Consider the following 19,892-nt stretch of genomic DNA (forward strand, 5'->3'; position numbering starts at 1 on the left):
TTGGGATGATTTGCGCTCTCGGTTCAGCGGTCTGCTTCGGCACGGCCTCGGTCTTTCAGGCGGTCGGTACGCGGGCCACCGCGCCCGGCACCGGCTCCGGTGTCGACGCGGCGCTGCTGCTGCGCGCCCTGCGCCAGTGGCGCTACCTCGTGGGGCTCGGCCTCGACGGGCTCGGATTCCTGCTGCAGATCGTGGCGTTGCGGACCATCCCCATCTACGCGGTGGGCGCGGCGCTCGCCGCGAGCCTCGCCGTCACGGCGGTGGTGGCGGCCCGGCTGCTGCGGGTACGGCTCAGCGGCGTGGAGTGGGGTGCCGTGGCCGTCGTCTGCGCGGGGCTCGCGATGCTCGGGCTCGCCTCCGGTGACGAGGGCGAGCGCGCCGGTTCGACGACCCTGCGGTACGTGATGCTGGGCATCGCCTTCGCCGTCCTGCTGCTCGGCGCGGTGGCCGGGCGGCTGCCCGGACGGGGGCGGGCGCTGGCGCTCGGCCTGGGGGCGGGGTGCGGTTTCGGAGTGGTGGAGGTAACCGTACGCCTCATCGACGACATGGCGCCGGGCGCGCTGTTCACCAATCCGGCGACGTACGCGCTGCTTGTGGGTGGGGGTGCGGCGTTCCTGCTGCTCACGTCGGCGTTGCAGCGGGGCTCGGTGACGACGGCCACGGCGGGCCTGGTGATCGGCGAGACGATCGGTCCCGCGCTGGTGGGTGTGGTGTGGCTGGGCGACCGTACGCGCGAGGGGCTGGAGTGGCTCGCCGTGCTGGGCTTCGCGGTGGCGGTGGTGGGGGCGTTGGCGTTGGCACGGTTCGGTGAGCCTGAGTCTGGGGACGGTGTGGGGGCGGTCACCGGTTGAGCTCGGTGGGGTCAGCTGCGGGTTCCCTTTGCCGCACGCCTCGGGGCTCCGCCCCGGACCCCGCTCCTCAAACGCCGGAGGGGCTGAATTTCCGTCACCGCCCGAGCCGGGGCTCCGGACTCCACGGCACGCGGACCCCCTTCGCCGCACGCCTAGGGGCTCCGCCCCGGACCCCGCTCCTCAAACGCCGGAGGGGCTGATATTCCTCACCGGCGCCGGAGAGGCTGAACTTGCGCACCGTACACGCGGAACCCCAGAGCCCGCCTCAACCGCGAGCCCCTCCGCCCCACGCCACGGGGCTCCGCCCCCGACCCCGCTCCTCAAACGCCGGAGGGGCTGGATTTCCCTCAGCCCGCCGCCCGTGAAATTCCCCGCACCACCGCACAGAGCGAAGCCCCGCTGCACGCGCAAGCGCCCTCACCCCGGCAGCACCCGGCACAACGCCTCCAACGCCCCCGCCCACGCATGCTCCGCCGGTGTCCCGTAGCCCACCACCAGCGCGTCCCCGCCCCCCGGCAGGCCCGACTGGGGGTGGCGGTAGGACGTCAGGCCGTGGAGCGACAGGTGTTGGCGGCCTGCCGCCTGGACCACCGACCGTTCGGTGCCCGGCGGGAGTTCGAGCACCGCGTGCAGGCCCGCCGCGATGCCCGTGGCCCGCACCTCCGGCGCCCGCGCCGCCAGCGCCGCCACCAGTTGGTCGCGGCGGCGCCGGTAGCGGAGGCGGGCGGCGCGCACATGACGGTCGTACGCGCCGGACGTGATGAACTCCGCCAGCGCCAACTGCTCCACCGCACCGCACGACGCGCCCCCCGCCTCCTTCTCGGCGAGCACCTCGTCCCACAGGCCCGACGGCAGCACCATCCAGCCGAGCCGCAGGCCGGGCGCGAGGGACTTGCTGGCCGTGCCGCAGTACACGACGCGTTCGGGGTCCAGGCCCTGGAGCGCGCCGACGGGCTGGCGGTCGTAGCGGAACTCCCCGTCGTAGTCGTCCTCCAGGATCACCCCGCCCTCGCGCCGCGCCCAGTCGACGACGGCCGCCCGCCGGTCGGGGTGGAGCGGCACGCCCATCGGGAACTGGTGCGCCGGGGTGAGCAGCACCGCCTTCGCCGGCCCGCGACGCCTGCCGTCGTCGACGCCCGGTCCCGCCACGCCCAGTCCCGCCACGTCCGTGCCCCGCTCGTCGAAGCCGAGCGGAACCGTGCGCAGGCCCGCCCGGTGCAACTGGTTCCAGTAGAGGTCCAGGCCGTACGCCTCCACGGCCACCTCGGGCAGCCCGCGCGCCTTCAGGACCCGGCCGAGGATCGACAGGGCGTGGACGAAGCCCGCGGTGATGATCATGCGGTCCGGGTCGGCGCGCACGCCGCGGGCCCGCGCCAGGTAGTCGGCGAGGGCGGCGCGCAGTTCGACGCGCCCCCGCGGATCCGCGAAACCGAGTGCGTCGGCCGGCGCCGTGGCCAGCGCGCGGCGGACCGCCTTGAGCCACTCCGCGCGCGGGAACGTGGAGAGATCCGGCGTGCCGGGACCCAGGTCGTACATCGGCGCCCCACCCGTCCTGCGGGGCCGCGCGGGCCGCGCCGGCGGGGCGATCGCGCGCTCGACCACCCGGGTGCCCGAGCCCTGGCGCGCCGTGAGCCAGCCCTCGGCGACCAGGTCGGCGTACGCGTCCGCCACCGTGTTGCGGGCGACGCCCAGGTCCGCGGCGAGGGAGCGGGAGGACGGCAGCCGGGTGCCGGGGGCCAGGCGGCCGCCACGCACCGCCTCCCGCAGCGCGTCCGTCAGGCCCTTGCGGACCCCGTGCCGGGACGCGCCGCCGCCCGTCTCCAGGTGGAGGTCGACGCCCAGGACACCGCCTCCGGTGCCGCCCGTGCCGCCCGTATCGGCGTCCCCACTCCCGCCGACGTCCGCAGAAGTGGCCCACGTTTCTCCCATGGAAATGGACCATACCCGTGGGCTACCCCTTCCGTAGGGTCGAAGCATGACGACGAACCCGACCACCACCGAACAGACCAGCAACCCGGCCGGCCAGGCCGACACCACCGGCGCCCACACCACCAGCGCCCACGTCCACGAGCACACCGCCCGCCTCGACTGGAGCCGGCACGCGCCCGAGGTGTTCAAGGCCATGATCAAGCTCGACGCGGCCGCCCGTAAGGGACTCGACCCGGTGATCGGCGAGCTCGTCAAGATCCGCGCCTCGCAGCTCAACCGGTGCGCGCTCTGCCTCGACATGCACACCAAGGACGCCCTCGCCGCGGGCGAGAGCGTCGAGCGCATCATCCAGCTCAGCGCCTGGGAGGAGTCGCAGCACTTCTACACGGCCAAGGAGGTCGCCGCGATCGAGCTGACCGAGGCGATCACCGTGCTCACCGACGGCTTCGTGCCGGACGAGGTGTACGCGAGGGCCGCAGCGCACTTCGACGAGGCGGAGCTGACCCAGCTCATCGCCGCGATCACCGTCATCAACGCGTGGAACCGCTTCGGCGTCAGCACCCGACAGGTGCCGGGTCACTACAAGGCGGAGAGCGCCAAGTGAACGTACGCACCACGCGGTTGGACCAGGACGTCGTCGCCGCGATGAGCGCCCTCAGCGCCGCCGCCAAGAAGGGGCTCGGCGATCCCGTGCTCGCCGAACTCGTGATGATGCGGGCCTCACAGATCAACGCCTGCGCGTTCTGCCTCGACATGCACGTGGACGTCGCCCTGAAGAACGGCGAGAACCCCAAGCGCATCGCCCTCCTCAACGCCTGGGAAGAGGCGGGCGAGCTCTACAGTGAGCGGGAGCGCGCCGCTCTGGCGCTGACGGAGGCGGTCACCGTGCTCACCGAGGAGTTCGTGCCCGACGACGTCTACGCGCGGGCGGCCGCACACTTCGACGAGGGGCGGCTCGCCCATCTCCTCGGGGTGATCGCCGTCATCAACAGCTGGAACCGGCTGATGGTCAGCCGCCGCATCGCACCCGGAGGCCCGGCATGGTGAACCACGTCGACACACTGCGCGCCCTGCACCAGCGGTCGGCGGCCGACGGGCCGCTGGTCCTGCCGGGCCCGTGGGACGCCGCGAGCGCCCGGGTGTTCGAGGAGAAGGGGTACGAGGCGCTCGCCACGCCCAGCGCCGGCATCGCGCTCTCCCTCGGGTACGAGGACGGGCAGGTGCCGCCGGAGGAGATGTTCGCGGCGATCACGCGGATCGTGCGGTCGGTCTCCGTGCCCGTGACCGCGGACATCGAGGCGGGTTACGGCATCGCCCCGAAGGAGCTGGTGGAGCGGCTCCTGGAGACGGGCGCGGTCGGCTGCAACCTGGAGGACTCCGTGGGCGGCCACGGCCCGGCGGGGACCCTCAAGGACCCCGCCGAACAGGCCGCGTTCCTCGCGGAGGTGCGGGAGGCGGCGGGTGACCGGCTCTTCGTCAACGCCCGGGTGGACACGTTCGTCAGGGGCGTCACCGATCCGGCGGCGGCCGTCGAGCGGGCCCGCCTGTACGTGGCCGCGGGCGCGGACTGTGTGTACCCGATCCTCGCCCCGGCCGAGGCGATCCCTGCGCTGCGGGCGGGGATCGAGGGGCCGATCAACGTGGTGGCGCTGCCGGACGGGCCCTCGCCGCGGGAGCTCGGGGAGCTCGGTGCCACGCGGATCACGTTCGGTCCCGGGCTGCTGCACCGGGCCATGGCGGCCCTGCGGGACATCTCCGATCAGCTGAGGTAGGCGTGGAGGTGCCGGGTGCCCGCTTTACCGGAGCACCCGGCACCCGGCACCCGGCACCCGGCCAGGGAAAGCCGCCTACTTGGGCAGCCACCCCTTCCACCTCGACCTGTGCTCGTCGATCCACTTCTTCGCCGCGTCGTCCGGCGACATCTTCTTGTCCGCGATCATCAGGGAGACCTCGTTCTGGTCCTCCTCCGACCACTTGAAGTTCTTCAGGAACTTCGCGGCGTCGCCGCCGTTCTTCGCGAAGTCCGCGTTGAAGTACTTCTGCAGCGGCGTGTGCGGGTAGGCACACTTGATCTTGGCGGGGTCGGCGTCGCAGCCCTCCTTGTACTTCGGCAGCTTCACCTCCGTCATCGGCACCTTCTCGAACAGCCACTGCGGCTTGTACCAGTAGGTGAGGAACGGCTTTTGCTGCTTGGCGAACTGCTCGATCTGGGTGATCTGCGCCGCCTCGGAGCCCGCGAAGACGACCTGGTAGTCCAGGCCCAGGTTCTGCACCAGGGCCTTGTCGTTCGTCACGTACGACGGGGAACCGTCCATGAGCTGGCCCTTGTCGCCGCTCTCGGACGTCCGCAGCTGCTTCGCGTACTTGTTGAGGTTCTTCCAGTTGGTGACGTCCGGGTGCTTCTTGGCGAAGTACGTCGGGACGTACCAGCCGATGTGCCCGGTCACGCCGACGTCGCCGCCGGGGACGATCGTCTTCTTCTCCTTGACGTACCGCTGCTCCTGGTCCGGGTGGCCCCAGTCCTCCATGATCGCATCGACGCGGCCCTGGCTGAGGGCGTCCCAGGCGGGCACCTCGTCGATCTGGACCTTGTCGACGCGGTAGCCCAGCTCGTTCTTGAGCAGGTACTCGGCGACGGCGACGTCCGCCTGCGCGCCGACCCAGGACTGGACGGAGAGGGTCACCGTCTTGGCGCCCTCGGCGTTCGCGTACGGAGACGCCTGCTTGCTCATGTCGGCGGCGCCGCAGCCGGAGAGCGCGAGCAGCGCGCCGCCGGCCGTGACGGCGCTCAGGACACGCGTACGAACGCGCATGTCAGGCTCCCTTCTTCGCGCGGCGGGGCCGGCGTTCCGTGGGCTGCGTGACGCGGTCGAGCATCAGGCCGAGGCAGACGATCGCGGCACCGGCCACCAGGCCGGTCGCCAGGTCGCCCTGGGCGATGCCGAACACGACGTCGTAGCCGAGCGCGCCACCGCCGACCAGGCCGCCGATGACGACGACGGCGAGGACCAGGACGACGCCCTGGTTGAGGGCGAGCATGAGCGCGGGGCGGGCCAGCGGCAGCTGGACCTTGCGCAGCTGCTGCCAGCTGGAGGCGCCGAGCGAGCGCGAGGACTCCATCGCGGCGGCGTCGACCTGGTTCAGGCCCTGTGTGGTGATGCGGACGACGGCGGGCAGCGCGTAGACGACCGCCGCGGCGACCGCGGGGGCGCGGCCGATGCCGAAGAGGGCGACGACCGGGATCAGGTAGACGAACTGCGGCATCGTCTGGAAGACGTCGAGCACCGGCCTGAGCAGGCGTTCGAAGCGCCCGCTGCGGGCGGCCGCGATGCCGGTCGCGAAGCCGAGGACCAGCGTCACGGCGACGCCGGCGAGGACCTGGGCGAGGGTGTCGAGGGACTTGTCCCAGACGCCGAGCACGCCGATCGCGGCCATCGCGGCGACGGCGGTGAGCGCGGTCTGCCAGGTGCCGATCAGCCAGGCGAGCGCGGCGACCACGAGGAGGACCGACCACCAGGGCAGGCCCTGCAGGCCGTCCCTGACCGGGTTGAGGACCCAGGTGGTGAAGTGCGAGGCCCAGTCGGCGGTGCCGCCGACGACGGGCACGCCGGTGTAGATGTGGTCGACCATCCACTCCTTGGCGGTGTTCACCGAGGGGGCGATGTTGACGACCCAGCCGGTCGGCCAGTCCACGCGGTCCGCGAAGCGCGCGGCGAGCGCGACGACGACGGTGCCCGCGGCGGCGACGGACCAGCCGCGCCAGCCGCGCAGCGCGGAGGTGTCCTCGGCGCCGGCCCCGGCGTGTTCGCCGGCGGCGCCGGTGACCCGGTCGAGGACCACGGCGAGCAGCACGATCGGGATGCCGGCGGCGAGCGCCTGGCCGACGTCGACGGTGGAGAGCGCCTGGTAGACGCGGTCGCCGAGGCCGCCGGCGCCGATCACCGAGGCGATGACGGCCATGGACAGCGCCATCATGATCGTCTGGTTGAGGCCGAGCAGGAGCTGCTTGGCGGCGAGCGGGAAGCGCGCGGAGAACAGCCGCTGCCTGCCGGTCGCGCCGAGCGAGGTCACCGCCTCCATCACGCCGCCGTCGGCGCCGCGCAGGCCGAGCGCGGTGAGCCGGGCCATCGGCGGGGCGGCGTAGACGACGGTGGCGATGATGGCAGCCGGCACGCCCATGCCGAAGACGAGCGCGAACGGCAGCAGGTACGCGTACGCGGGCAGCACCTGCATGGTGTCGAGGACCGGCCGCAGGATCCGGAAGATCCGGTCGTTGAGGCCGCCGGCGAGGCCGAGCAGCAGCCCGATCACGACCGAGACGAGGACGGCGACGATCATCAGCGCGAGCGTCTGCATGGTCGGCACCCACATGCCGAGCAGACCGCACACGGCGAACGCGGCGGAGGCCATGACGGCGAGCTTGACGCCCGCCACCCGCCAGGCGACGAGCCCGGCGCCGATGGTCACGCCGGCCCAGCCGGCCGCGAGGAGCACGAGGTAGACGCCGCGCACGGAGAGCACGATGGCGTTGCTGACGTGCCCGAGGAAGTAGATGAACAGCGGGTGGCTGTCGCGGTTGTCGATGATCCAGTCGGTGGTCCTGCCGAGCGGCCCGGTCAGGTCGACGGTGAGCGCGTCGGGCCAGGCGCCGGAGGCCCACTTGGCGTTGACGATCGGCACGATGACGGCCGCAGCGACGGCGAGCAGCAGGAGCTTGCCGACGGCGCGGTGGCGCAGGAGCGCGCCGATTCCCGTATCTCGTACGGGTCCCGAGGCGGTGGCGGTGGCCATCAGACGACCACCTCGCCCGGGCCGGGGGCCGTGTCCGGCGCGGGGGCCGAGGTCCCCGCGACCACGGCGAGCAGCCCGGCGTGGTCCACCACGCCCAGGCAGCGCTTGCCGTCCATCACGCGCACCGGGAAGCCGGTGCGGGCGACGGCCTCGATGGCCTCGGAGACCTTGGCGTCGGGTGCGAGGGCGGCGCCGCGGGTCTCCTCGTCGCCGTCGGCGGGGCGCATGGCGCTGCGTACGGTCATCACGTCGGCGCGCACCACGTCGCGGACGAAGTCGCGGACGTAGTCGTCGGCCGGGGAGCCGACGATCTCCTCGGGGGTGCCGAGCTGGACGACGCGGCCGTCGCGCATCAGGGCGATGCGGTCGCCGACCCGGAGGGCCTCGCTGAGGTCGTGGGTGATGAAGACCATCGTGCGGCCCTCTTCGTCGTGCAGGCGGCAGATCTCTTCCTGCATGTCACGGCGGATCAGCGGGTCGAGGGCACTGAACGGCTCGTCGAAGAGGAGGACCTCGGGGTCGACGGCGAGGGCGCGGGCGAGGCCGACGCGCTGCTGCTGGCCGCCGGAGAGCTGGCCGGGCTTGCGCTGTTCGAGCCCTTCGAGGCCGACCTTCTTGACGACGTCGAGGGCCTTGGCGCGGCGCTCGGCCTTGGCGACGCCCTGGATCTCCAGGCCGTACGCGACGTTGTCGAGGACCGAGCGGTGCGGCAGCAGGCCGAAGTGCTGGAAGACCATGGCGGCGCGGTGGCGGCGCAGTTCGCGCAGGCGGGCCTTGTCCATGGCGAGGACGTCCTCGCCGTCGATGGCGAGGCTGCCGGAGGTGGGCTCGATGAGCCGGGTGAGGCAGCGCACGAGGGTGGACTTGCCGGAGCCCGACAGGCCCATGACGACGAAGACCTCACCCTTCCTGACGTCGAAGGAGACGTCGCGCACGGCGGCGGTGCAGCCGGTGCGCTCGCGCAGTTCGGCGGGGCCGAGGTCGTGCACCTCGGTGTTGCCGGGTATTCGCTCGGCGCCGGGTCCGAAGACCTTCCAGAGGTTGCGGACGGCGAAGACGGGCCCGTCGGCCGCCCCGCTCGCTTCGGTCGTCTTGTCCGTGCTGGTCACGGTGGCCTCGCTCATCGGCCGTCACCACCAAGGATCTCGGCACATTTCTCCCCGACCATGAGTACTCCGATCATCGGGTTCACGGCGGGCATCGTCGGGAAGACGGATGCGTCCGCGATACGGATTCCTGCCAGGCCGCGGATCTTCAACTCCGGGTCGACCACGGCGAGTTCATCAGTGGAAGCGCCCATTCGGCAGGTGCCGGCCGGGTGGTAGACGGTGTGTGCGGCCTTGCGGACGAGTTCGCTGATCTCGGCGTCGTCGGTGACGTCGGGACCGGGGAAGACCTCGCGCTTGAGCCACTTCCTGAACGGCTCGGCCTCGGCGACCTGGCGGGCCAGCTTGATGCCGTCGACGAGGGTCTGCCCGTCGTAGTCGCCCTCGTCCTCGAAGTACTTGAAGTCCAGGGCGGGCTTCACCTCGGGGTCCGCCGACGTCAGGTAGAGGCGGCCGCGGGAGCGGGACTTGGGGATGTTCGGGGTCATCGAGACGCCGTGCTCGGGGCGCTCGTAGCCGAGGCGCTCCGGGTTGTCCGTGAACGGAATCTGGTAGAAGTGGAACATCAGGTCCGGGCCCTTGTGGTCCGGGTCCCGCTTCACGAACAGGCCGGCGTCGGAGTCCATCGCGGAGTTGCCGGGGATCGGCCCGTTGGTCTCCCAGACGATGACCGACTCGGGGTGGTCGATGAGGTTCTCGCCGACGCCCGGCAGGTCGTGGACGACCGGGATGCCGAGGGCTTCGAGGTCCTTCTTCGGGCCGATGCCGGAGTGCATGAGCAGCCGCGGCGTGTCGACGGCGCCGGCGCAGACGAGGACCTCGCGGCGGGCGGTGAACAGCTTCTCGACGCCGTCCTTGGTGCGGATGTGCACCCCGCGGGCGGTCTTGCCGTCCAGCTCCAGCTTGGTGGCCCAGGTCTCCAGGAAGAGGTGGAGGTTCGGGCGGTCGCCGGCCTCCATGTGGGGGTGCAGATAGGCGACCGAGGCGGAGGAGCGCTTGTTGTTCTCCGGGTGGTACGAGAGGTCGAAGAAGCCGACGCCCTCGTCGAAGGGCTTGTCGTTGAAGCCGATGACCTCGGGGACGCCCAGTGCGGTCTTCGTCGCCTCGACCCAGTCGGTGGCGATCTGGTTCTGGTCCTTCTTGGCGACGCGCACGATGTTGTTGCGCAGCTTGCCGAAGTAGGGGTCCATCGCCTTGGCGTTCCAGCCGGTGGCGCCGGCCGCCTCCCACTCGTCCCAGTCGGACGGCAGCGGCTTGAAGGAGATGAGGGTGTTGTGCGACGAGCAGCCGCCGAGGACCTTGGCGCGGCTGTGCAGGATGTGCGAGTTGCCGCGCGGCTGCTCGGTGGTCGTGTACTCGTAGTCCAGCTCGCCGCCGAGCAGGCCGAGCCACTTGCGCAGCGTGAGGACGTCCTCTCGGCCGATGTCGCTGGGGCCGCCCTCGATGACGGCGACGGTGACGTCGGGGTTCTCGGTGAGACGGGACGCGATCACCGATCCTGCGGTGCCGCCGCCGACGATGACGTAGTCGAACTCGGTCTGGTCAGACATGCGTACGTGCTCCTCTTCCTGCGAGGTCGTGCCAAGGTGCTTGCGCGTAATGAGCGGGGGGCGCTTGAACGTGTTGCGCGCGGGGCGGACTTCCCGCCCCGCGCGTCCTTCGTGAGTGCCGGCTGTGTCAGCCCGCGAACCAGCGCACCGGCTGCGGCGCCAGGTTCTGGTAGATGTGCTTGGACTCGCGGTACTCGGCGAGACCCGCGGGCCCGAGCTCGCGCCCGACACCGCTCTTGCCGAAGCCGCCCCACTCCGCCTGCGGCAGGTAGGGGTGGAAGTCGTTGATCCAGATGGTGCCGTGGCGCATCCGGCGGGCCATCCGGGCGGCGCGGCCCTGGTCGCTGGTCCACACGGCGCCGGCGAGGCCGTACTCGGTGTCGTTGGCGAGGGCGACGGCCTCGTCCTCGGTACGGAAGGTCTCCACGCTCAGCACCGGGCCGAAGACCTCTTCGCGCACGACCCGCATCTCGCGGTGGCACTGGTCGAGCACGGTCGGCTCGTAGAAGTAGCCCTCGGCGGGCCGCACGTCGCTCGGCTCGGGGCGCTTGCCGCCGGAGCGGAGCACCGCGCCCTCCTCCAGGGCGGAGGCCACGTACATCTCGGTCTTCTCGCGCTGCTGCTGCGAGACGAGGGGGCCGCACTCGACGCCGTCCTCGGTGCCGCGGCCGAGCTTGATCTTGCGGGCCCTGCGGGCGAGTTCGGCCACGAAGCGCTCGCGGACGGACTCCTCGATGATGAGGCGGCCACCGGCGGAGCAGACCTGCCCGCTGTGGATGAAGGCGGCGTTGAGCGCCTGGTCGACGGCGGTGTCGAAGCCCTCTTCGGTGGCGCAGGCGTCGGCGAAGACGACGTTGGGGTTCTTGCCGCCGAGTTCGAGGGCGACCTTCTTCACGCCGAGCGCGGCGGCCTGGGCGACCTTGGTGCCGGAGACGAGGCCGCCGGTGAAGGAGACCAGGTCGACGTCGGGGTGGTCGGAGAGCCGGGCGCCGACGGTGTGGCCGGGGCCGGTGACGATGTTGGCGACACCGGCGGGCAGCCCGGCCTCGACGAGGAGCTCGATGAGCGCGACGGTCGTCAGCGGCGTGATCTCGCTGGGCTTGATGACGAAGGTGTTGCCGGCGGCGAGCGCGGGCGCGATCTTCCAGCTGGCCTGGAGCAGCGGGTAGTTCCAGGGCGTGATCATCGAGCAGACGCCGACGGGCTCGTGCACGACGACGCTGTGGATGTCCTCGGAGCCGGCGTCGACGACCCGGCCCGCGCCCTCGCCGATCACCAGGTCGGCGAAGTACCGGAAGGCGTCGGCGACGCAGTCGACGTCGACGCGGCCCTCCTCGACGGTCTTGCCCGCGTCGCGGCTCTCCAGGAGCCCGATCTTCTCGCGGTCGCGTACGAGGAGGTCGGCGACCCGGCGCAGCAGCGCGGCGCGCTCGGCGACGGGCGTGCCCGGCCAGGGGCCCTCGTCGAAGGCCGTGCGGGCGGCTGCGACGGCGGCGTCCACGTCCTCCGTGGAGCCCTCGGCGATCACGGCGAACGGCTTGGCGTCCGCGGGGTCGAGGATCTCGCGGGTGGCGCCGGAGGCGGCCGCAAGCCACTCTCCGCCCACATGAATGGTCTTTTGTGCGGACACGTCCCGTTTGCCTTCCGTTCCTGTCATATGCCCCGCCTGTCACTCGCGGTAGCCGGGTGCACCTGCCCTCCGGCGGAGAAACCATGCACATCCTGTGGCCGAAAGTGCGCTGTGTCACGGTGCGTGCGGGAACGAGGGCGCGGGTCACCGTGCGTCGGCGGCACCGGCGAACTCGTCGAAGGCCTCGTCCGCCGGCTCGTCCTCGGCCGAGAGCCCGGCCACCCACAGCGGCATCAGCCAGTGGACGACGAAGACGGCGAACAGGACGGGGAAGAGGAATCCGTCGACGTCCACGCCCTTCAGGGTGGCGGTGCCCGCCGCGACGGTGACCGCGAGAAGCAGCCACAGCATCACCCGCTGGGCCGTGGCCGCGACGCGGCTGCGCTCCGCGCGCTGGCGCTCGTCCAGCGCGCGCACCCGCAGATCGAGCAGGCCACGGGTCGAGCTGTTGATGACGCCGGTGACGAAGCACCACGGCAGCAGCAGCCCCAGCATGGAGAACGTCGCCCAGCGTGCGTCGCCGACGAGCGAGCACAGCCAGAGGGTGACGGCCACCGCGGTCAGCGCCACGTGGACCGTGACCATGGCCCGCCTGCGGGCGGCGGTGGCGTGGAAGGCGGCCGCCTCGCGGCGGTTCATCAACCGGTGCATCCGCCGGTCGTAGTCGGTCGGCGGACGCTGTTCTTCGGCCCTCATCACTGCTTCCTCCCGTAGACCTGATCCGTGAGCGGGCGAAAGGGCTCCAGGGAGAACAGGGCCTCGACGGGCAGCCCGAAGAACCGGGCGATCTTCAGGGCCAGATCCAGGCTCGGGTTGTACTGCCCCCGCTCGATGTAGCCGATGGTCTGGTAGTGGACCCCGACCGCCTCGGCCAGGCTCTGCCGCGACACCTTCCGCTCGGCGCGCACCATCGCCAGCCTGTTGTGCACTTGCTCGCTCATATATAAGAAGTACTACATTCGTGAGTACGACAGCAATGGCCCCGGCGCCAAGAGCCACGAGGACAGGGAGCGGAAGACATGTTCGGCACCAAGCGGGAACTGATGGTGATCGCCCTGCGCGACACGGACGCGGTCGCGGACGAGCTGCGCGAGGCGCTCGCGACAGCCGACGAGAGGGACCGCCCCGGCCTCGAGCGCGCGGCGGCGCTCCTCGCCCGCACGGCCGCCGTCCCGGACTCCGAGATACGCGGCCGCTGGGCCCTGCGCCGGCTCGCCGCCGCCGGGCACACGGGCCCCGCCGACTCCGTCCACGCGGTCAAGGCCCTGCGCCAGGCCGAGCCGGGCCTGAGCCTGGCGTCGGCGGTACAGCTGTCCAAGGAGGCGGCGGCGCTGCGGGCGGGCGAGGACGGGCCCTCTCGGTCATGACCGCCCGGTCCCGGGCTCTCCGAGACTCGCCCCTCCGTGTCGTACGCCAACAAGAGCGCCCTCCGGCAGCCTTGACGGCTGCCGGAGGGCGGTCTCTCAGATGTGTGCCTGCGCGTCGGCTCAGATGAGGCCGAGACCGCGGACGGCCTCGCGCTCCTCGGTGAGCTCCTGCACGGACGCGTCGATGCGGGTGCGCGAGAACTCGTTGATGTCCAGGCCCTGGACGATCTCGTACGCGCCGTCCTTCGTGGTGACCGGGAAGGAGGAGATGAGCCCCTCCGGCACGCCGTACGAACCGTCCGAGGGGATGCCCATGGAGGTCCAGTCGCCGGCGGCGGTGCCGTTGACCCAGGTGTGGACGTGGTCGATGGCGGCGTTGGCGGCCGAGGCGGCCGACGAGGCGCCACGGGCCTCGATGATCGCGGCACCGCGCTTGGCGACGGTCGGGATGAACTCGTCGGCGAGCCAGGACTGGTCGCCCACGACGTCGGCGGCGTTCTTGCCGGCGATCTCCGCGTGGAAGATGTCCGGGTACTGGGTGGCCGAGTGGTTGCCCCAGATGGTGAGCCGCTTGATGTCGGCGACGGACGACCCGGTCTTCTTCGCCAGCTGCGACAGCGCGCGGTTGTGGTCGAGCCGGGTCATGGCGGTGAAGCGCTCGGCCGGTACGTCCGGGGCGGCGGCCTGGGCGATCAGCGCGTTGGTGTTGGCGGGGTTGCCGACCACCAGGACCTTGATGTCGTCCGCGGCGTGGTCGTTGATGGCCTTGCCCTGCGGCTTGAAGATGCCGCCGTTGGCCTCCAGGAGGTCACCGCGCTCCATGCCCTTGGTACGGGGGCGGGCGCCGACGAGCAGCGCGACGTTGGCGCCGTCGAAGGCGACGTTCGGGTCGTCGCTGATCTCGATCGAGTTCAGCAGCGGGAAGGCGCAGTCGTCGAGCTCCATGGCGGTGCCCTCGGCGGCCTTCAGGGCGGGCGTGATCTCGAGCAGTCGCAGATTGACCGGCACGTCCGCGCCGAGCAGGTGGCCCGAGGCGATGCGGAAGAGCAGCGCGTAGCCGATCTGGCCGGCCGCGCCGGTGACGGTGACATTCACGGGAGTGCGGGTCATGGCGATCTCCGTAAGACAGCTGGCGGTGGGGGTCCCTGTCGTCCGTGGATCCCCTGGTTCCTGGATCCCCGCCGACACCGCTCGATCGCCTCTCGATGATCGATCTCTTGGCATCAAGAGAGATCCGCCGCCAGGCTATCGCGCCCCGGCCACCCCTGACCCCCGGGCCACTGTGTCCCGGCCCACAGCCGAGAAGGGGGGGGCGGCCGCCACGTAGGGGGGAGAACGTGGCGGCCGCCGGGGGGGGTGTGACCACTCCCGTGGGGGTACGGTCCGCCTGCCCGCCGATCCCCCACGTATGCACACCCACAAAAACTTTCTGCCACGCCCCCAACACCCCGCCCCACACGCCCAGGCAGGCCCGTACCCGGGACGAGAGGCGACCACCGCCCCACACCCGCGCACGAGACGGAAGGTGCCGAGAGACGACCACGGCCCGACACCCGCGTACGAAACGGAAGCGGCCGAGAGGCGACCACCGGCCCACACCCGCGTACGAGACGGGAGGGGACGTGGGGGTATGTGCGCACGGAGCACCGAGCGCGCTGTAGCAATGTTGTCCGCGAGGCGTGGCGAACAGTGGATGGCGAGTACGCACATACCCCCGCGGCCCCGCACCCAAGAACCGAACCCAAGGCGCAAACGACGCCCCGCACCGCTAGGACCCCGTACACCCCGACTGCCCCGACCCCAACACCGCGCAAGCCTTGGCCACGCCCCCCGAAGAGGCGGCCACCATAGGCGTATACGCGTCGAAGTCCGCGTTGACCGTCCCGTCCTGCTTCGCCCCGGCCCCGCTCCCGGACCCCGTGATCGTCACCTTGTCCCCCACCGCGCCCTGAGTGATCCGCGCCCAAGCGGCCCCGCACGCCGCGCTGTACCGCACCTCGATGACCGCCTTGCCGACCGTGGCCCGCGAGGCGGTCTTCGCCAGGTCACCCCCGCACCCCATCTTCTCGGGGTCCTTGCCCGCGCACTCCGCACCCTCGCACTCACCCCCGGCCGGCACCTTCGCGTCACTGCGGGACGGCGTGACCGACGGCTTGGCGTCGTCCTTCTTGTCGTCGTCCCCGCCGACCCCGGTCAGGAAGACCGCGGCAGCGATGACGACCAGCGCCCCGACGACACCCGCGAGGAACATCGTCATCTTCCGCCGCCGCCCGCCGGACGAGCCCGCACCCACGCCCGCACCGGCACCCGCACCGGCACCCGCAGCCGCAGCCGCACCGGCCGGACCGCCCGAACCGGGCGCCCCGAACACACCGGGAGCGGCGACCGGCGACACTCCGGCCGGCCCGGCCACACCGGTTGCGGGCCCGCCACCCGAGCCATGACGCGCCCGACGCGCACCCCCCGTACCCCCCGCGCCGCCACCACGCTCCGTACCCGAAGCACCCGAATAACCCGAAGCACCCGAATCACCCGGCTCGGCCGACTCACCCAACTCCCCCAGCGCGGCCCGCGCCTGCGAGATGCGGATGGCCTGCATGGTCATGTCGTGCCGCATCTCGGACCGGCTCCACGCCCGTTCCGCGAGTTCCCACAGCGTGATGAGGTGCACCGGCGGCGTGCCCGTCACCTCGGCCAGCGCGACGATCGCGCCCTTGGGGGCGAGCAGCCGCCCGTTCAGATAGCGCTCCCACGACGTCTTGCTGTAGCCCGTGCGGTCCGAGACCGCCGCGATGCTCAGACCACTGCGGTCGACGAGCCCGCGCAGCTGGCCGGCGAACTCCTTGACCTGCGGGTCGAGCTCATCCGGTAGCGCCTTCCAACGAGGCATTCTGCTCCCCCTGTTCCCCCCGTACGTGCCTGTCCTGCCCCCGCGCCGACCCCTCGTCGACCTCGCACCGGTCCCCGCGCCGACCTCGCGCGGCCCCGTTCTGGACTACCCAGAGGGATGCGCGGGGCCAGGATGTCAGTTCCCGGAGTGGGGGCGCACGGGAGCGTTCGGTCCACCGGCAAGCGCCACCGCGCTCCCCGCGGTCGGGCAAGTGTCCCATCGCCACCCCACCGGACAATGCGGAACCCCAAGTACCGGTCGGATAAGCCCCGGAATCTCCCGAACGCGGAAATTGCTCGTTGCAGGCTCCGAACACCGTTGCGGAATGGTCACCTCCGTGCCACAGGGGCCAGGCATCCCTTGAACGAAGTTGGCGGGTCCATGACTCTGGATCACGAGCGGAACGCTCCGCTTATATCGGGAGGTTCCGAGAGGAACCGCTCCCGGACCGCGGTGCCCGCCCTCTCACGGGGGTGAGGGCGGGCACCGCCTCCTTCCCCGCGCGGGACGTCCCCGAAAGGGCGACTTCGGCCCTGTCCTGCCGCCCGGCGGCCGAGGGGCTCGGCAGGATCACAGAGCAGCAGACGGTCCCGTCCACGCACCCGAAGGAAACCAGCCATGCAGCACGCCACGTACGGCAAGCGCCTCGCCGGCGGAGTCATCGCCGCGGCCGCCCTCCTCGGCACCGCCCTCGCGGCGCCCCCCGCGGCCTCCGCGGCCACCACGCCCACCGTGGCCGGCGCCGCGGAGTTCCGCGGCACGGCCCCGTCCTGCGTCGTGCGGGACGTCATCAAGCACCGCAAGTACGTGAAGGTGACCAACCACTGCGGGCACGCCATGCACCTGAAGGTCGTCATCGACTGGGGCAGCGACTCGCCGTGCCTGACGTACCAGAACAACGAGCAGTGGGAGTGGAACTGGGGCCGCGGCTCCTACGGCAAGGTGGTCACCTGCTGATCCTCCCCGCCGCGAGGCCCGGCCGCTCGGAGCGCGGCGGCCGCCTCAGACCCCCGCCTCCCCCGGCGTGACCAGACCGCTCTCGTACGCCACCACCACCGCCTGCGCCCGGCTGTCCAGGTCGAGTTTGCTCATCGTGCGGTTGAGGTGGGTCTTGACGGTGGCCTCGCTGATGTAGAGCCGCTCGGCGATGTCCGCGTTCGCCAGGCCGCGCGCGATCAGCTTCAGCACCTCCACCTCGCGCCCGGTCAACGCCGCGAGATCGGGCGGGGGTTCACACCCCCCGCCCCCGGGTCCGGCCCCCGCCCCCACGGCCTCCCCCGCCCGGGAGGCGAACGCCTCGACCAGGCGGCGCGTCACACTGGGCGCGAAGAGCGCGTCGCCGCAGCCGACCGCCGCCACCGCGGCGAGCAGCCGCTCGGGCCCGGAGTCCTTGAGCAGGAAGCCGGACGCTCCGGCGCGCAACGCCCCGTACACGTACTCGTCGAGGTCGAACGTGGTCAGCACCAGGACCCGCGGGGCGGGCTCGGCGGCCTGTTCGAGGATCTTCGCGGTGGCGGTGATGCCGTTCATGCCGGGCATCCTGATGTCCATCAGGACGACGTCCGGCCGGGCCCGCGCGGCGAGCGCCACGGCCTCCTCGCCGTCGCCCGCCTCGCCCACGACCTCGACGCCCGGCGCGGCACGCAGCAGCCCCACCAACCCCGCACGGATGAGGAATTGGTCGTCGACGACGAGCACCCTGACGGGTGCCGCCGTCCGGTCGTCCGGCCATCCGGTCATTCCGTGGTGTCGTCCCCCCGCGCCGCGGCCCGCGCCGAGGTCGGCAGGGTGAGACGCACGGCGAATCCCCCCTCGCTCAGCGGGCCGATGCTGATCGCCCCGCCGTAGAGCTTGGCCCGCTCCCGCATCCCAATCAAGCCGTGCCCGCCGCCCGGCCGCACTCTGTCCAAATCCACCCCCTCTCCGTCGTCGGTGACGGCGACCTCGATGTGCCGTCTGCGGTAGGCGAGTTCGACGGTCGCCGAGGCGCCGCGGGCGTGCTTCAGTACGTTGGTCAGCGCCTCCTGCACCACGCGGTACGCGCAGAGTTCCACGCCCGGCGCCAGCGGCCGCGGCGCTCCCGTGACGCGCAGTTCCACGGGGACTCCGCCGGCGCGCACCCGTTCCACCATCTCGTCGAGGCGAGCGAGGCCCGGCATCGGTGCCGCGGGGGCGTCGTCGCCGGACTCGCCGTCCCCGGCGCGCAGCACCCGCAGCATGCGGCGCAGCTCTTCGAGCGCCTCGCCGCTGGTCCCCGCTATCGTGCCGAGCGCCGCCCGCGCGGTCGCCGGGTCGGAGCCGAAGACGAACGTCGCGAGGCCCGCCTGCACGGAGATCACCGACATGTGGTGGGCGACGACGTCGTGCAGCTCGCGGGCGATGCGGCCGCGCTCCTCGGCGACCTCGCGCCGGGCCCGCTCGTCCTGCTCCCGCTTCAACTGCCGTGCCAGCTCCGTCGACCGGCGCGCCACGTACCCGAACCGCCACAGCACCAGGGAGAAGCCCACGGCCTGCCCGACGACGGACGGCATCGAGGCGTGCGCGCTGATCGCGCCGGCGTAGATCCACAGCGCGGCCATCAGGGCGGTGCAGGGGAGGGAGACGCGCGGGGGCCGCAGGGAGGCGACGGTGTAGACGCTGAGCATCGGTCCGAAGGTGCCGACCACGGGCCAGTAGCCGACGGTGACGTACGCGAACCACGCCGTGTGCACCAGGAGCAGGACGGCGAGCGGCGCCCTGCTGCGGACGGCGACCGGCAGGCAGACCACGCCGACCAGCGCGTATCCCAGGACGTCGAGCCGGGGCCAGCCCTCGGTGGTGGACTCCCGCCCGAGCAGCACGGCCACCGTGGTCAGGGCGACCGCGATGGCCACGTCGACGGCGAGGGGGCGGATCCGCATCGCCGCAGCGTAGCCCGCATATGGGCGGCGGAACGTCAACCAGCGGCGGTACAGCGGTAGTTGCAGGAACCGGAGTCCTACGACCCAGGGCGCACCCGCGGTTCCACCCAGCGCCTGACGACAGCGACGGCGGCCGCCCGTAGTGTGTGGAACCGGTGCCGCGGCCGCCGGGGGAACGGAAGCGGGGCGGCCGGTGCACGCGGCGGTGGCCCGTCTCCTCGGGGGAGGACGGGCCACCGGCGCGGGGCGTTCGTTCAGATCGTTCGTGCAGACCGTACGTGCAGCCCGTTCGGTCAGATCGTGTAGTGCAGGGTGTCGTCCAGGAACGGGATCTCCAGGACCGGCTTGGGCTGCGCCATCAGCGCGAGGAGCACGATGGCGACGCCGAGCACCCCGTACGTGACCATGTCGGTGAACCGTGAGCGCACCGCGAGCATGCCCACGTCGGGCAGCGCCCAGCGCAGCACGGCGCCCCCGATGAGCGCGACGCCGACCAGAATCGTGCCGACGCGGAAGACGTCGAACGCGGTGAGCAGCAGCCCGAGTCCGATCAGGGCGGAGACGCTGAGCAGCGGCCACTGACGGGCCGGTGCGGGGGCGTCACCGGCCGCGGCACGGCCGCCGCCCTCGGGCCGCGCGGTGTCCCGCGTGAACAGCGGGAAGCGGCGCGACACCTTCCGCGGCCGCCCGTCGGGCCCCGGCGCGCTGACCGCGCCCTTGGCGCGGGGGACGTCGTCGGCGGCGGACGCCTCGGCTCCGGAAGCGCCCTCCGCCGGGGAGGCGTGGTGCTCCGCCGGGGAGGCGTCCTCCGTCAGGGATGCGCCGTCCTCGCCCCGCGAAGCGCCCGTGCCGCCCGTGTCAGGTCCTGCGCTCATGGC

General features: G+C 72.1%; 19 protein-coding genes. 6 read left to right on the forward strand and 13 right to left on the reverse strand.

The window, feature by feature from the left end:
• Window positions 1-5: 5 nt before the first annotated feature.
• The gene (locus tag ACZ6CV_RS07750; protein ID WP_469250306.1) at window positions 6-851 is read left to right on the forward strand and encodes a DMT family protein; all 846 of its coding nucleotides are present in this window, start codon (window positions 6-8) and stop codon (window positions 849-851) included.
• A gap of 417 nt (window positions 852-1,268) precedes the next feature.
• Here the strand turns inward: ACZ6CV_RS07750 and pdxR are convergent, their stop codons facing one another.
• On the reverse strand, window positions 1,269-2,780 hold the full coding sequence (gene pdxR, locus ACZ6CV_RS07755; RefSeq protein ID WP_469250035.1) for a MocR-like pyridoxine biosynthesis transcription factor PdxR: 1,512 nt from the start codon (window positions 2,778-2,780) through the stop codon (window positions 1,269-1,271).
• A 46-nt stretch (window positions 2,781-2,826) separates the two neighbouring features.
• Here pdxR and ACZ6CV_RS07760 point away from each other — a divergent pair, with 46 nt between their 5' ends.
• Genes ACZ6CV_RS07760 through ACZ6CV_RS07770 form a run of 3 tightly spaced genes read left to right on the forward strand, consistent with a single transcriptional unit; the run spans window position 2,827 to window position 4,552 of the window.
• Entirely contained in the window at window positions 2,827-3,384 is a 558-nt protein-coding gene (locus ACZ6CV_RS07760; protein WP_469250036.1) for a carboxymuconolactone decarboxylase family protein, read from the forward strand.
• Window positions 3,381-3,827, forward strand: coding sequence for a carboxymuconolactone decarboxylase family protein (locus ACZ6CV_RS07765; protein ID WP_469250037.1), 447 nt, complete (start codon window positions 3,381-3,383; stop codon window positions 3,825-3,827). Before ACZ6CV_RS07760 ends, ACZ6CV_RS07765 begins: the two co-directional genes overlap by 4 nt.
• The gene (locus ACZ6CV_RS07770; RefSeq protein ID WP_469250038.1) at window positions 3,821-4,552 is read left to right on the forward strand and encodes an isocitrate lyase/PEP mutase family protein; all 732 of its coding nucleotides are present in this window, start codon (window positions 3,821-3,823) and stop codon (window positions 4,550-4,552) included. The genes ACZ6CV_RS07765 and ACZ6CV_RS07770 overlap by 7 nt, the downstream gene beginning before the upstream one ends.
• A 75-nt stretch (window positions 4,553-4,627) precedes the next feature.
• Here ACZ6CV_RS07770 and ACZ6CV_RS07775 read toward each other — a convergent pair whose 3' ends face one another.
• The 7 genes from ACZ6CV_RS07775 to ACZ6CV_RS07805 all read right to left on the reverse strand — a co-directional run bounded on the left by ACZ6CV_RS07775 (window position 4,628) and on the right by ACZ6CV_RS07805 (window position 12,798).
• A complete protein-coding gene (locus tag ACZ6CV_RS07775) occupies window positions 4,628-5,593 on the reverse strand; it encodes an ABC transporter substrate-binding protein (RefSeq protein ID WP_469250039.1) in 966 nt (321 codons plus the stop codon).
• A 1-nt stretch (window position 5,594) separates the two neighbouring features.
• Window positions 5,595-7,571, reverse strand: a complete 1,977-nt coding sequence (locus ACZ6CV_RS07780; RefSeq protein ID WP_469250040.1) for an ABC transporter permease — start codon at window positions 7,569-7,571, stop codon at window positions 5,595-5,597.
• Complete coding sequence (locus ACZ6CV_RS07785; protein ID WP_469250041.1) at window positions 7,571-8,695, reverse strand: quaternary amine ABC transporter ATP-binding protein; 1,125 nt, start codon at window positions 8,693-8,695, stop codon at window positions 7,571-7,573. The genes ACZ6CV_RS07780 and ACZ6CV_RS07785 overlap by 1 nt, the downstream gene beginning before the upstream one ends.
• Window positions 8,692-10,227 carry a GMC family oxidoreductase gene (locus ACZ6CV_RS07790; protein WP_469250042.1) on the reverse strand — a complete coding sequence of 512 codons (1,536 nt, stop codon included), beginning with the start codon at window positions 10,225-10,227 and terminating at the stop codon, window positions 8,692-8,694. The genes ACZ6CV_RS07785 and ACZ6CV_RS07790 overlap by 4 nt, the downstream gene beginning before the upstream one ends.
• Before the next feature lie 127 nt (window positions 10,228-10,354).
• A complete protein-coding gene (locus tag ACZ6CV_RS07795; RefSeq protein WP_362363680.1) occupies window positions 10,355-11,884 on the reverse strand; it encodes an aldehyde dehydrogenase family protein in 1,530 nt (509 codons plus the stop codon).
• Between the two features lie 117 nt (window positions 11,885-12,001).
• On the reverse strand, window positions 12,002-12,553 hold the full coding sequence (locus tag ACZ6CV_RS07800) for a hypothetical protein (RefSeq protein ID WP_469250043.1): 552 nt from the start codon (window positions 12,551-12,553) through the stop codon (window positions 12,002-12,004).
• Window positions 12,553-12,798 carry a helix-turn-helix transcriptional regulator gene (locus ACZ6CV_RS07805; protein WP_355803673.1) on the reverse strand — a complete coding sequence of 82 codons (246 nt, stop codon included), beginning with the start codon at window positions 12,796-12,798 and terminating at the stop codon, window positions 12,553-12,555. The genes ACZ6CV_RS07800 and ACZ6CV_RS07805 overlap by 1 nt, the downstream gene beginning before the upstream one ends.
• Window positions 12,799-12,876: 78 nt before the next feature.
• Here ACZ6CV_RS07805 and ACZ6CV_RS07810 point away from each other — a divergent pair, with 78 nt between their 5' ends.
• A complete protein-coding gene (locus ACZ6CV_RS07810) occupies window positions 12,877-13,224 on the forward strand; it encodes a hypothetical protein (protein ID WP_469250044.1) in 348 nt (115 codons plus the stop codon).
• 120 nt (window positions 13,225-13,344) lie between these two features.
• Here the strand turns inward: ACZ6CV_RS07810 and ACZ6CV_RS07815 are convergent, their stop codons facing one another.
• Window positions 13,345-14,334 carry a malate dehydrogenase gene (locus tag ACZ6CV_RS07815; protein ID WP_362363671.1) on the reverse strand — a complete coding sequence of 330 codons (990 nt, stop codon included), beginning with the start codon at window positions 14,332-14,334 and terminating at the stop codon, window positions 13,345-13,347.
• Between the two features lie 658 nt (window positions 14,335-14,992).
• Complete coding sequence (locus ACZ6CV_RS07820) at window positions 14,993-16,114, reverse strand: helix-turn-helix domain-containing protein (protein ID WP_469250045.1); 1,122 nt, start codon at window positions 16,112-16,114, stop codon at window positions 14,993-14,995.
• Window positions 16,115-16,732: 618 nt separating this feature from the next.
• Between ACZ6CV_RS07820 and ACZ6CV_RS07825 the strand changes: the two genes are divergently transcribed.
• Window positions 16,733-17,071: a hypothetical protein gene (locus ACZ6CV_RS07825; RefSeq protein WP_362363665.1), complete on the forward strand. Its 339-nt coding sequence runs from the start codon at window positions 16,733-16,735 to the stop codon at window positions 17,069-17,071.
• A 45-nt stretch (window positions 17,072-17,116) separates the two neighbouring features.
• Here ACZ6CV_RS07825 and ACZ6CV_RS07830 read toward each other — a convergent pair whose 3' ends face one another.
• The 3 genes from ACZ6CV_RS07830 to ACZ6CV_RS07840 all read right to left on the reverse strand — a co-directional run bounded on the left by ACZ6CV_RS07830 (window position 17,117) and on the right by ACZ6CV_RS07840 (window position 19,889).
• A complete protein-coding gene (locus tag ACZ6CV_RS07830; RefSeq protein ID WP_469250046.1) occupies window positions 17,117-17,854 on the reverse strand; it encodes a response regulator in 738 nt (245 codons plus the stop codon).
• Window positions 17,851-19,014 carry a sensor histidine kinase gene (locus ACZ6CV_RS07835; RefSeq protein WP_469250047.1) on the reverse strand — a complete coding sequence of 388 codons (1,164 nt, stop codon included), beginning with the start codon at window positions 19,012-19,014 and terminating at the stop codon, window positions 17,851-17,853. Before ACZ6CV_RS07835 ends, ACZ6CV_RS07830 begins: the two co-directional genes overlap by 4 nt.
• 293 nt (window positions 19,015-19,307) lie before the next feature.
• Window positions 19,308-19,889: a DUF3017 domain-containing protein gene (locus tag ACZ6CV_RS07840; protein ID WP_469250048.1), complete on the reverse strand. Its 582-nt coding sequence runs from the start codon at window positions 19,887-19,889 to the stop codon at window positions 19,308-19,310.
• Window positions 19,890-19,892 lie beyond the last annotated feature (3 nt).

The organism is Streptomyces sp. NPDC041713, from assembly GCF_055591085.1.

Coding starts and splice junctions, on each gene's coding strand:
- ACZ6CV_RS07780 (WP_469250040.1), bottom strand. CDS start 7,571: ATGGCCACCGCCACCGCCTCGGGACCCGTACGAGATACGGGAATCGGC.
- ACZ6CV_RS07805 (WP_355803673.1), bottom strand. CDS start 12,798: ATGAGCGAGCAAGTGCACAACAGGCTGGCGATGGTGCGCGCCGAGCGG.
- ACZ6CV_RS07825 (WP_362363665.1), top strand. CDS start 16,733: ATGCAGCACGCCACGTACGGCAAGCGCCTCGCCGGCGGAGTCATCGCC.
- ACZ6CV_RS07770 (WP_469250038.1), top strand. CDS start 3,821: ATGGTGAACCACGTCGACACACTGCGCGCCCTGCACCAGCGGTCGGCG.
- ACZ6CV_RS07775 (WP_469250039.1), bottom strand. CDS start 5,593: ATGCGCGTTCGTACGCGTGTCCTGAGCGCCGTCACGGCCGGCGGCGCG.
- ACZ6CV_RS07800 (WP_469250043.1), bottom strand. CDS start 12,553: ATGAGGGCCGAAGAACAGCGTCCGCCGACCGACTACGACCGGCGGATG.
- ACZ6CV_RS07795 (WP_362363680.1), bottom strand. CDS start 11,884: ATGACAGGAACGGAAGGCAAACGGGACGTGTCCGCACAAAAGACCATT.
- ACZ6CV_RS07785 (WP_469250041.1), bottom strand. CDS start 8,695: ATGAGCGAGGCCACCGTGACCAGCACGGACAAGACGACCGAAGCGAGC.
- ACZ6CV_RS07790 (WP_469250042.1), bottom strand. CDS start 10,227: ATGTCTGACCAGACCGAGTTCGACTACGTCATCGTCGGCGGCGGCACC.
- ACZ6CV_RS07820 (WP_469250045.1), bottom strand. CDS start 16,114: ATGCCTCGTTGGAAGGCGCTACCGGATGAGCTCGACCCGCAGGTCAAG.
- ACZ6CV_RS07840 (WP_469250048.1), bottom strand. CDS start 19,889: ATGAGCGCAGGACCTGACACGGGCGGCACGGGCGCTTCGCGGGGCGAG.
- ACZ6CV_RS07830 (WP_469250046.1), bottom strand. CDS start 17,854: ATGACCGGATGGCCGGACGACCGGACGGCGGCACCCGTCAGGGTGCTC.
- ACZ6CV_RS07750 (WP_469250306.1), top strand. CDS start 6: ATGATTTGCGCTCTCGGTTCAGCGGTCTGCTTCGGCACGGCCTCGGTC.
- ACZ6CV_RS07760 (WP_469250036.1), top strand. CDS start 2,827: ATGACGACGAACCCGACCACCACCGAACAGACCAGCAACCCGGCCGGC.
- pdxR (WP_469250035.1), bottom strand. CDS start 2,780: ATGGGAGAAACGTGGGCCACTTCTGCGGACGTCGGCGGGAGTGGGGAC.
- ACZ6CV_RS07835 (WP_469250047.1), bottom strand. CDS start 19,014: ATGCGGATCCGCCCCCTCGCCGTCGACGTGGCCATCGCGGTCGCCCTG.
- ACZ6CV_RS07815 (WP_362363671.1), bottom strand. CDS start 14,334: ATGACCCGCACTCCCGTGAATGTCACCGTCACCGGCGCGGCCGGCCAG.
- ACZ6CV_RS07810 (WP_469250044.1), top strand. CDS start 12,877: ATGTTCGGCACCAAGCGGGAACTGATGGTGATCGCCCTGCGCGACACG.